The sequence below is a fragment of the Brevibacillus sedimenti genome, assembly GCF_020923495.1.
Lineage (GTDB): Bacteria > Bacillota > Bacilli > Brevibacillales > Brevibacillaceae > Brevibacillus > Brevibacillus aydinogluensis.
In genome coordinates this window covers 739,385-750,349 of the sequence record NZ_CP064048.1, presented here as the reverse complement: position 1 = coordinate 750,349, position 10,965 = coordinate 739,385, and the positions used below count along the sequence as shown (strand labels likewise).

General features: G+C 55.1%; 9 protein-coding genes and 1 riboswitch. Of the genes, 8 read left to right on the top strand and 1 reads right to left on the bottom strand.

Going from position 1 to position 10,965, the window contains the following annotated elements; genetic code table 11:
- Positions 1–66: 66 nt before the first annotated feature.
- Positions 67–149, top strand: a riboswitch (cyclic di-GMP riboswitch).
- A gap of 257 nt (positions 150–406) precedes the next feature.
- The 6 genes from IRT44_RS03585 (at position 407) to ltrA (ending at position 7,774) form a co-directional block, all read left to right on the top strand.
- Positions 407–961, top strand: coding sequence for a DUF5317 domain-containing protein (locus IRT44_RS03585; protein ID WP_171567278.1), 555 nt, complete (start codon positions 407–409; stop codon positions 959–961).
- Between the two features lie 544 nt (positions 962–1,505).
- Positions 1,506–2,273: an HD-GYP domain-containing protein gene (locus tag IRT44_RS03580; protein WP_230077460.1), complete on the top strand. Its 768-nt coding sequence runs from the start codon at positions 1,506–1,508 to the stop codon at positions 2,271–2,273.
- A 171-nt stretch (positions 2,274–2,444) separates the two neighbouring features.
- On the top strand, positions 2,445–2,873 hold the full coding sequence (locus IRT44_RS03575) for a DUF4760 domain-containing protein (RefSeq protein WP_230077459.1): 429 nt from the start codon (positions 2,445–2,447) through the stop codon (positions 2,871–2,873).
- A gap of 188 nt (positions 2,874–3,061) precedes the next feature.
- Positions 3,062–4,321 (top strand): argininosuccinate synthase, encoded by a 1,260-nt coding sequence (locus IRT44_RS03570; protein WP_171567281.1) that lies wholly within the window; start codon positions 3,062–3,064, stop codon positions 4,319–4,321.
- Complete coding sequence (gene argH, locus IRT44_RS03565) at positions 4,318–5,763, top strand: argininosuccinate lyase (RefSeq protein ID WP_230077458.1); 1,446 nt, start codon at positions 4,318–4,320, stop codon at positions 5,761–5,763. Before IRT44_RS03570 ends, argH begins: the two co-directional genes overlap by 4 nt.
- Positions 5,764–6,514: 751 nt before the next feature.
- A complete protein-coding gene (ltrA, locus tag IRT44_RS03560) occupies positions 6,515–7,774 on the top strand; it encodes a group II intron reverse transcriptase/maturase (protein ID WP_212133750.1) in 1,260 nt (419 codons plus the stop codon).
- 82 nt (positions 7,775–7,856) lie between these two features.
- On the opposite strand, the gene IRT44_RS03555 is transcribed toward ltrA, so the two are convergent.
- Positions 7,857–9,014: an iron-containing alcohol dehydrogenase gene (locus IRT44_RS03555; protein WP_171567283.1), complete on the bottom strand. Its 1,158-nt coding sequence runs from the start codon at positions 9,012–9,014 to the stop codon at positions 7,857–7,859.
- Positions 9,015–9,360: 346 nt separating this feature from the next.
- Between IRT44_RS03555 and ftsE the strand changes: the two genes are divergently transcribed.
- Both ftsE and ftsX read left to right on the top strand, forming a co-directional pair.
- Complete coding sequence (ftsE, locus tag IRT44_RS03550; protein ID WP_171567284.1) at positions 9,361–10,047, top strand: cell division ATP-binding protein FtsE; 687 nt, start codon at positions 9,361–9,363, stop codon at positions 10,045–10,047.
- Positions 10,037–10,933 carry a permease-like cell division protein FtsX gene (gene ftsX, locus IRT44_RS03545; protein ID WP_171567285.1) on the top strand — a complete coding sequence of 299 codons (897 nt, stop codon included), beginning with the start codon at positions 10,037–10,039 and terminating at the stop codon, positions 10,931–10,933. The genes ftsE and ftsX overlap by 11 nt, the downstream gene beginning before the upstream one ends.
- Positions 10,934–10,965 lie beyond the last annotated feature (32 nt).

Here is a 10,965-nt window from a genome sequence, read left to right as displayed (position 1 = left end):
CAGGAAATTGAAGCTAATAGACTATGAATCTATCATTGCCGAAATTTGTCATCAACGTGTAAAATATAGGTAGGAAGCGCGATGAGGTACAGACTGTATTTGGTCGCTTGGTCTGTACGGAGCCAGTAGCGAATCCGCCCTCTTTTCGAACGGAAAGAGGAAAGCCGGGCACAGGCTGTATGTGGTCGCTTGGCCTGTGTCTTCCCAAGTAGCGAAACCAGCTTTCTCCACTATGGAAAAGGGGGGAATGGGAATGAAAAAATGGTTCGTTGCTGTCCTGCTGGTAGCCGGTATTGTTGCTGCAACTTCTGCAAACTGGACGTCTTGGTAATAGACATAATAGCGTTGTTCGCGGAAAAACACCGCTTTTTAGTGGTGTTTTTTCACTGTGTTGGGAGGGGCTTACATGCTTGATGTCGTCGCTCTTTCTTTTGCGATTGGATTTTTCCGAGGCGGCCGGATAAAAGAGTTGCCAAAGTTTGCAGCATTGTGGAGTCTCATTGCCAGTATTGGATTGCAAATCATGTCACAGTTTGTTCCCCAGTGGTCGGGGTGGCTGGTCAGCATATCCTATGTGTTTGTGCTGTATTTCTTCTTTAGTAACCGTCAGCATGAGGATATGCGTGTATTCATGATTGGCTGGTTGTTAAACGCGTTGGTCATTTGGGCGAACATGGGGAAAATGCCGGTTGATCTGGAGCAGGCGCAGCGATTGTCCTACCCCATTGATGCGCTGGTGAATGGGACAGACTTCAAACACATTGCGTTAACTGTGGATACAAACCTGCCTTTTCTAGCGGACACCATCTACAAGCCTCTCATTATTCCTCGAGTGATCAGCATCGGTGATCTGTTCATCATGTTGGGAGCCTTCTTATTAGTGCAGCGACTTATGAGTAAGCCGGTATCTTTAATAAGGCTGAGAGAAGGAAAAAATTATGCAGGTAAACACTCAAGGTGATAAACTGTTGCAGCGTCTGATTATCCATGCAGTTTTTCCTGCGGTAGTTATTTTCATGGTCTTGTTGGCGCTGCCGTATTGGGAGCCAAAAAGCCACTTGCCTGTTTTGGTTGCTTTTACACTGCTTACCATTATCTGTTCGTTTGCTCCGTTCCGGACGCCTGATGCGACGTTAACGCTTAATAATGCCGTGATCCTGTCGGGCCTTTTACTGTGGGGAGAATGGGTAGCCGTTTGGTCTTGTTTGCTGGAGGTTATCATCCTTGGGTTCTTGTTTCGATCTTCCGTTGCTCGTACAATGGCCAACGCGGGTCAAATGCTGTCGACGGTCTGGATTGTTGGCTGGGTGCATACCTGCTTGCAAACACTTCATGTTCCTTGGGCGATTTCCGACCTGTTGCTGATCCTTGCATATTGGCTTGTAAACACTCTGCTATGTGCCATTTTGATCGCTTTCTACAGCGGTGTTCTCTGGACGACTGCTGTGAAAAACATGTTGACACGCGGTTCCGCTACCTACATTATGCTTTTGATAATAGGGGGTATGGGAGCAAGACTGGTTGATCACTACGGAGTACTTGCACTCATCCCTTTGGTAGCGGCTTTTGTCATTATTAGTATCGTCTTACGGCAATATTATGAAAGCATTCACAAACTCGCTCAAAAAATGGACGAGATCAAATCCTTCAATCACAAGTTCCTCACTGCCATGGCTGCTTCCATCGATGCCCGTGACCATTACACGAGCGGCCATTCCCAGCGGGTGGCTCACTGGGGACGGGAGATTGCCCGGGCGATCGGGCTGTCGGAGGAGAAGGCGGCGGAGGTGTATTTTGGCGGGATTTTGCACGACATCGGCAAAATCGGCATTGAGGATCAGATTCTCAACAAACGTGGAAAATTAACACCGGAGGAGTACGACAAGATCAAGCAGCACACGGTGATTGGATATGATATCATCCTGCAGGCGGGCATGTTTCACGAACTGCTGCCGGCCATCCGTTCGCACCATGAGCGAATCGACGGCAAGGGCTATCCGGACGGATTGGCTGGCGAAGAGATTCCGCTGATGGCCCGCATTCTGGCCATCTCTGACGCCTTCGACGCGATGGTGGCGGACAGGCCGTACCGCAAAGGACTGCCGGTGGAGGAGGCCCTGCAGGAGATCAGCCGCGGGGCGGGGACGCAGTTCGACGCCGAACTGGCCTATCATTTCATTCGCATCATCAGGGAGTTGCCCCGCGATGAATTGGAAACGATTATTCGGCAGAACGCGCAGCCGCAGCGGCATCTGCAGGAGGTGGCCCGATAGGGTAGCCTCCTGCTTACTTTTTCATCAGCAAGGCCCCGGAGCTCGGACGAGACGGGGATTTTGCTGTTCACATGCCGGTCATTTGTGGAAAAATACCAACCAATGCTTGTCATTTTACCTGGACTGGGACATACTGGAATCGAATTGCAGCTTTTTGTGAGGTGATGGCGCTTGATTCCTACGTACAAAGATGCGGACATTATTCTGAAATTGTATGATCAGTTTGAATCGGAACGGCTGCGGGCCGCGAGACAGTGGTTCGACACCTCGCTGGCGGAAGAGGGGCTGGATTACGACGCGTTTTTGCGCCACTTTCCGCGCGGCAGCGAAGGCTATAACCACTTTGTGACGCTGTACGGCTTTTTTGAGATGGTAGGTGTGCTGCATAAAAACGGCCTCGTTCATCCCGACCTGCTGTTTGACATGTGGTTTATCAACGGCTTTTACCGCCGGATGTATCCGATTTTCGTCGGATGGAGGGCGCAGGGCGACATTCACGTGGCGGAAAATTTTGAACGGCTGGCCGTGGCCGAATTGAAGTGGATCGGCACGCACAAAGGAAAAGAATACGTTCCCGAGGTACCTTACGCCCGCAAGTAAGGAAGCGCCGGACAACCATCAGGGGGGTCCGGCTTTTTGCATGGCAGAACAGCTTTACGCCCTCGCAGCCTGATGCAGGTAAGCAGGTAATAGGCAGTGAAAAGGACAGCATAGAAAAGTGGTTGTATTTTTATAAGTTAGTTTGTATAATTACTCATGAACAAATTTTCACACAGGGAGAGGGAACGATGGCTAGAGAGAAAATCGTATTGGCCTATTCGGGCGGTTTAGATACATCGGTAGCAATCAAGTGGCTGCAGGAAACGTACAACTACGACGTGATCGCAGTCGCGCTGGACGTGGGTGAGGGCAAGGACCTGGAGTTCGTGCAGAAAAAGGCGCTGCAGGTGGGGGCGCTGAAATCGATCGTGGTGGATGCAAAGGATGCGTTCGCCCAGGAGTACGTGCTGCCGGCACTGCAAGCGAACGCCATGTACGAAGGGAAGTATCCGCTGGTGTCAGCGCTGTCCCGTTACCTGATCTCCCGCGTGCTGGTGGAGATCGCGGAAAAAGAGGGAGCGGTGGCGGTCGCCCACGGCTGCACCGGGAAAGGGAACGACCAGGTGCGCTTCGACGTGTCGTTTACGGCATTGAACCCCAATCTGAAAATCGTCGCGCCCGTTCGCGAATGGGGATGGTCCCGTGACGAAGAGATCGAGTACGCGAAAAAGCACAACATTCCGATTCCGATCGATCTGGACAATCCGTACAGCATCGACCAAAACCTTTGGGGCAGAAGCTGCGAGTGCGGCATTCTGGAAGATCCCTGGGCGGCCCCGCCAGAGGGTGCGTACGAGCTGACCAAATCGATCGCTGATGCTCCGGACCAGCCGGAGGAGATTGAGATCACCTTTGTCAAAGGAGTGCCGACCGCGCTGAACGGGGAAGAGCTGCCGCTGGCCGAGCTGATTCTCAAGCTGAACAAAATCGCCGGCAACCACGGCGTCGGCCGAATCGACCACGTGGAAAACCGCCTGGTCGGCATCAAGTCCCGCGAAGTGTACGAAACGCCGGCGGCAACCACGCTGATTCTGGCGCACCGCGAGTTGGAGTTCTTGACGCAGCCGCGCGAAGTAGCTCAGTTTAAGCCGATCATCGAGCAAAAGATGGCCCAGGTGATCTACGAAGGTCTCTGGTATTCGCCGATCCGCAGCGCGCTGCAGGCGTTTATCGAGGAAACACAGCAGTATGTTACCGGTGTCGTGCGCGTCAAGCTGCACAAGGGACACGCCATCGTCGTCGGACGCAAATCGACGTCGTCGCTCTACAGCCACGAGTTGGCCACCTATGCGGCGGGCGATCAGTTTGACCACAAGGCGGCACTTGGCTTCATCAAGCTGTGGGGCCTGCCGACCAAGGTGTACGCCCAGGTGAATGAAGGCGTGCTCCGCGAAAATGCGAAAACGGCAATTAAGATCTTGGACGAAAAGGATGCGATCGTGCAATGAAACTCTGGGGAGGACGCTTCACGAAGCCGACGAACCAGCTCGTGGAGGAATATACCGCTTCCATTACCTTCGACAAGCAGATGTGGCGGCAAGACATCGTCGGCAGCCTGGCACACGTGGCGATGCTGGGCAAGTGCGGCATCCTGCCGATGGAGGAAGTCAGACAAATCATCGCCGGTCTGAAAAAGGTAAAGGAGAAGATCGAGCGGGGACAGGTGCAGTTTCTCGTCGAGCACGAGGATGTGCACATGAACATCGAAAAGCTGCTGATCGAGGAAATCGGCCCGGTGGGGGGCAAACTGCACACGGGGCGCAGCCGCAATGACCAGGTGGTGCTCGACATGCACCTCTATCTGCGGGAGAAGCTGATGGAGATCATCCAGCTGGCCACGTACCTGCAGGAGGCACTGCTGGAACAGGCCAACCGCCATCTCGACACGGTCATGCCCGGCTACACTCATCTGCAGCGGGCCCAGCCAGTCCTGTTCGGCTACCATCTGATGGCGTACGTCTCGATGCTGCAGCGCGACATCGAGCGGATGCGCGACTGCTGGAAACGGGTCAACATCCTGCCGCTCGGCGCTGGCGCCCTGGCCGGCACGACATTCCCGATCGACCGGACGTTTGTAGCCGAATTGCTTCAGTTTGACGGCATCTACCTGAACAGCATGGACGCTGTCAGCGACCGGGACTTCATCGTCGAATTTCTGGCGGACGCTTCCCTCCTGATGGCCCATCTCTCGCGCCTCTGCGAAGAATTGGTCATGTGGAGCAGCCAGGAGTTTTCGTTTGTGGAACTGGATGACGCGTTTTGCACCGGCTCCAGCATCATGCCGCAGAAGAAAAATCCCGACGTGGCCGAGCTGGTGCGCGGCAAAACCGGACGCGTCTACGGGAACTTAATCGGCCTGTTGACCGTGCTGAAAGGGCTGCCGCTCGCCTACAACAAAGACATGCAGGAAGACAAGGAAGGCATGTTTGACACGGTGGCAACGCTGCACGGGGCGCTCGCCCTGTTGACGCCGATGATCCAGACGATGCAGGTGAAAGCTGACCGGATGCGCCAGGCAGTGACGCAGGACTTTTCCAACGCCACCGATCTGGCCGACTACCTGGTTCGCCAAGGCATGCCGTTCCGTCAGGCGCATGAAGTGGTGGGCCGCACGGTGCTCTACTGCATTGAGCATCAAAAATACCTGCTGGACCTGAGCCTGGATGAGTTTCGGCAGTTCTCCGAGGCAATCGGGGAGGACGTGTACGAGGCGCTGGCCGTGGAAACGGTCGTCAATGCGCGCAACGTGCTGGGCGGCACCGCCCGCAGCCAGGTGGAGGCGCAGATCGCCGCGTATCGCAGCCTGCTGGCTGAGACGCACGCGTGGGTGGAGAAAAACAGCCAAAAAGTGATGATTGAATCGCTGATTGACGTCGGTTCGCCGGTGTGAGCAGGATTGCGCGGGAGTGGGAGTACGTCCCGTACCTTGACGCTCACCTGATCGCCAAGACGGGCCGGCAACGGTGGACTTCGGCCATAATCGTTGCCGGCCGGCAGCGACAGATTCGTGCCAGCCGATCGGCAGCCACAGACAAAAAAAACGGATAGAAGCCTTGATGAGGCTCCTATCCGTTTTTTTCGGTGCGCCCGGCATGGGCGGTAGCTATAGGGTGAAAGTCCCGAACGGGGGTTGGCTGTACCAACCGTTAGCTTAAGGCAAGGGTGTCCGCCGTGAGGCGGAATCTGAAGGAAGCCGGCGGCAAAGTCCTGACCTGAGGTACACGAACCCAATTTGAGGCTGTTGTACTCGGGCGAGCCTGCCGAACAAGGTGAAGCCCCATACAGCCAAGGAGTGCAGCAGTAAATTGGGCAGGTACATGGGACGAAAGTTACCGTCCTTACCCGGGGAGGTCTGCATGATACGCCTACTACCGTTGGCAACCGTCTCCGCGAGGGGGCGCTGAACATGCAGAAGTCAGCAGAGGCCATAGTACTCCGATAGAGGACGCTCGAAGGAGGAAGGGCCGAACATCAAGTCAACACATGTTCTAATCCCTTTCGATACGGTGCGTCGAAGCAGAATTCCGAAATGGAACTTCCTCTGAATAGTAGGGGTGAAGCCCCGAGGGTACAGAGAAGGGCTGAGCATCGTACGGCAAGCTTAGCAACATGTGTGCGAAGAGAGGAGTATCGTCAGGGGCATGCTGGAGAAAGTGCTGTCACGGGACAACCTCATGGCCGCTCTCAAACGAGTGGAGGCCAACAGAGGTGCTGCGGGAATCGACGGTGTTTCAACCGAACAACTGCGCGACTACCTTCGTCAGCACTGGGCGACCATCCGGTCGCAAATCGAGAAGGGAACCTACAAGCCGTCTCCTGTCCGCAGGGTCGAAATCCCGAAACCTGACGGGGGAATACGATTGCTAGGCATCCCTACCGTGGTAGATCGCTTCATCCAGCAGGCCATCCTGCAGGTATTGACTCCCATATTCGACCCAGAGTTCTCCGACTCCAGCTTCGGGTTCCGTCCAGGCCGCCGTGCTCACAGTGCTGTGCGGAAAGCACAACAGTACATCAACGAAGGATTCCGGTATGTGGTCGACATCGACTTGGAGAAGTTCTTCGACCGGGTCAACCATGATATCCTAATGAGCCGGGTTGCCCGCAAGGTGAAGGACAAGCGCCTTCTTAAACTAATTCGCGCTTATCTGCAATCCGGAGTCATGGTCAACGGAGTGTGTGTCACGACGGAAGAGGGCACGCCGCAAGGTGGCCCCTTAAGTCCGCTGTTGGCCAACATTCTGCTAGACGACCTGGACAAGGAGTTGGAGAAAAGGGGACACCGTTTCTGCCGCTATGCGGACGACTGCAACATCTACGTCCGCTCCAAACGTGCGGGTGAACGTGTAAAGGCAAGTGTGGAGCGATACTTGACTAGGGTTCTCAAACTCAAGGTAAATCAACAGAAAAGTGCGGTGGACCGCCCGTGCAACCGGAAGTTCCTCGGCTTTAGCTTTATTCCGGGAAAGGAAGCGCGGATACGTCTGCATCCCAAATCGATCACCCGGTTAAAAGGACGAATTCGCCAATTAACCAACCCACATCGAAGCATGACCATGCAGGAGAGGATTCAAAAACTCAACCAATACCTCATGGGATGGATCGGGTATTTTGCGCTGGCCGAGGCGAAAACCCATCTTCTGCGAATAGAGGAATGGATTCGCCGAAGGCTCCGGCTCTGTCTATGGACGCAGTGGAAACGAGTTCGTACGAGGTACCGCGAACTTCGTTCGCTTGGATTTTCTCACAACAGAGCACTGGAAATCGCAAACACCCGAAAGGGGGCGTGGCGGACAACAAAATCCCCGCACATGCACAAAGCCCTTGGTATTGCCTACTGGCAACAACAAGGGCTGATGAGTTTGATACAGCGATATTTCACACTTCGTCAAGCTTGGTGAACCGCCGTATACCGGTCGGTACGTACGGTGGTGTGAGAGGACGGGGGTTAACCACCCCCTCCTACTCGATTTTGTTCTGACGTTACAGGCACATCCGCAAAATGGCGGCCACGTCGTCGCTGGTCAGCTTTTTGAAACGGCCGATCGGGCCGAACGGCGTTGCTTTTTCCGCCATCAGCTCCAGATGTTCGTCGCCGATCTGGTAGTCGGCCAGACGGGTCGGGGCTCCGATGCGGGCGAAGAACGCTTCTGTGGCGGCGATGCCCTCCAGCGCCACTTCGTCGTCCGTCTTGCCGGACGGGTCGACGCCCCATACTTCCACGGCGAAGCGCTTGAAGCGCTCCACGTTTTCGCGGTAGACGTAGCGCATCCATTTCGGGAAAATGATGGCCAGTCCGCCGCCGTGCGGGATGTCGTAGACGGCGCTCACCGCGTGCTCGATGGAGTGGGTGGCCCAGTCCGTCTCCACGCCGACCGGCAGGGTGCCGTTCAGGGCCATCGTGCCGCAGTAGAGAATGGTGGCCCGAGCGTCGTAGTCTTCCGGATTGGCCAGCACCCGTTCGGCGTATTCGATTACAGTTTTCATAATCGACTCGGCAAAGCGGGTCTGCAGCGGAATCTCCTGCGTGTGGGTGAAATACTGTTCAAACACGTGCGACAACATGTCGCAGATTCCGTATACCGTTTGGTCGCGGGGGACGCTGAAGGTATTCTCCGGATCGAGGATGGAGAAGGTGGGGAAGGTTGTGCCAGCGCCAAATTTTTCTTTCGTCTCCCAGTTGGTGACGACGCTGCCCCGGTTCATCTCCGAGCCGGTCGCTGCCAGCGTCAGTACGGTGCCCAGCGGCAGTGCTGCCTGTGGTTGGGCTTTGCGAGTGTAGAAGTCCCAGACGTCTCCCTCGTACGGCACGCCAACCGCGATTGCTTTGGAGGCGTCAATCACGCTGCCGCCGCCCACCGCGAGAATCCAGTCCACCCGTTCGCGGCGGCACAGTTCAATCCCTTTCTTCACTGTGGACAGCCGCGGGTTGGGCTCCACGCCGGGCAGTTCGTGGATGGTGCAGCCCGCCGCCTGCAGCAGGGCGATGACCTTGTCGTACAGGCCGTTACGCTTGATGCTGCCGCCGCCGTAGACCAGAAGGACGGTGGAGCCGAGTTGGGCGGCTTTTTCCTTCAGCTTTTCCAGCTGCCCGCGTCCAAAGATCAATTCGGTGGGATTATGATAGACAAAATTGTCCATGGAAAACGTCTCCTTTCCGAGCGGATTCCCTTATATTGTAGACCATCATCGTAGATGGAACCAGTTTGCAAGTGCAGGGCCGAATCTGTCGGATTGGTGCCAAAGTTTTTGGAAATCGACAGGAAATGAGAGATTTTGTGGATTCCCACATCGAAATCGGGTGGTATAATAGGAGAGATAGCGGTCGCCGCTGTGTTTTGGCACCAAGCGTCAGCGGACGACGGATCCGTGCGAGCTTTGTCGGAAAGAGAAACATAGAGAAACAATCAACCAACAGATACATGGATGGATGCGGACTGATTTTGTACTACATAACAAGGAACTGACAAGGTAGGATGTGATTGGCTTGATCGAGATGTTTGACGTGTGGAAGACCTACCCCAACGGGACCAATGCGTTGAAAGGGATCAATGTTCGCATCGAAAAGGGCGAATTTGTCTACGTGGTGGGACCAAGCGGTGCAGGTAAGTCCACGTTTATCAAATTGATGTACCGGGAAGAAAAACCGACCAAAGGCCAGATTTTCCTGGGCGGTTTTAATGTCAGCCGGATCAAGGAGCGGCAGATTCCCATGGTGCGCCGCAGCATCGGCGTGGTGTTTCAGGATTTCAAACTGCTGCCGACGCTCAGCGTCTACGAGAACGTGGCGTTTGCCATGGAAGTGATCGAGACGCCCCCCAAGCAAATCAGGCCGCGGGTGATGGATGTGCTGGGCCTGGTCAAATTGAAGCACAAGGCCAAAATGCTGCCGAACGAACTGTCCGGCGGCGAACAGCAGCGCGTCGCTCTGGCGCGGGCGCTGGTCAACAATCCAGGGATCATCATTGCCGATGAGCCGACAGGCAACCTGGACCCGGACACCTCCTGGGAGATCATGAATCTGTTTGAAGAGATCAACCAGCGCGGCACCACAGTGGTCATGGCTACGCATAACCGCGAAATTGTCAACACGATGAGAAAACGGGTAATTGCCATTGAAGCGGGACAGATTGTCCGTGACGAGCAGAGAGGGGAATACGGTTATGAAGATTAGAACGCTGGGACGCCACGTCCGCGAAGGGGTCAAAAACCTCGGTCGGAACGGCTGGATGACGTTCGCTTCGATCAGTGCCGTGACCATTACCCTGCTGATTCTCGGCGTCTTTCTCATTCTGGCAATGAACGTCAACCATCTGGCCCAAACAGTGGAAAAGCAGGTGGAGATTCGCGTCTTTTTGGATACGCTGGCCACTCCGGAAAACGTCAAGGAAGTGGAACAAAACATTCGCGCGATTCCCAAAGTGGAATCAGTTGTGTTTATTCCCAAAGCCGAGGGGCTCAAGCAGCTAAAGGAGAGCATGGGCGAGAAGGCGTACCTGTTTGACGGACTGGAAAAGGAAAACCCGCTCCCCGACTCGTACGTCGTCAAGACCAAACTGCCGCAGGACACCGCCGACGTGGCCGGGCAGATCAAAAAGCTGGAGTTCGTCGAAAGCGTCAACTACGGCCAAGGCACAGTCGAAAAGCTGTTTGCCGCTACCAGTACGATTCGTAACGTGGGCATCGCCTTTATCGTCGGTCTGGGCTTTACCGCGATGTTTTTGATTGCCAACACGATCAAGCTGACCATCGTGGCCCGCCGACGGGAGATTGAGATCATGAAGCTGGTGGGCGCGACCAACTGGTTTATCCGCTGGCCGTTTTTTGTCGAAGGTCTGCTGATGGGACTGCTGGGTGCGCTGATCCCGATCGTGCTGCTCACCGTCAGCTACTACTATTTGCTGGACGCCGTCTACGGCAGCATGCCGGCTGTCCAACTCTTCAAACTGCTGCCGTTGTTCCCGCTCGCCTACCAGGTGGCGCTAATCCTGGCCGCCATTGGCGCGTTTATCGGCATTTGGGGCAGCCTCGTGTCTGTCCGCCGCTTCCTGCGCATCTAGGGCGTGTGAAAAGAGACAACACATTTCACTAG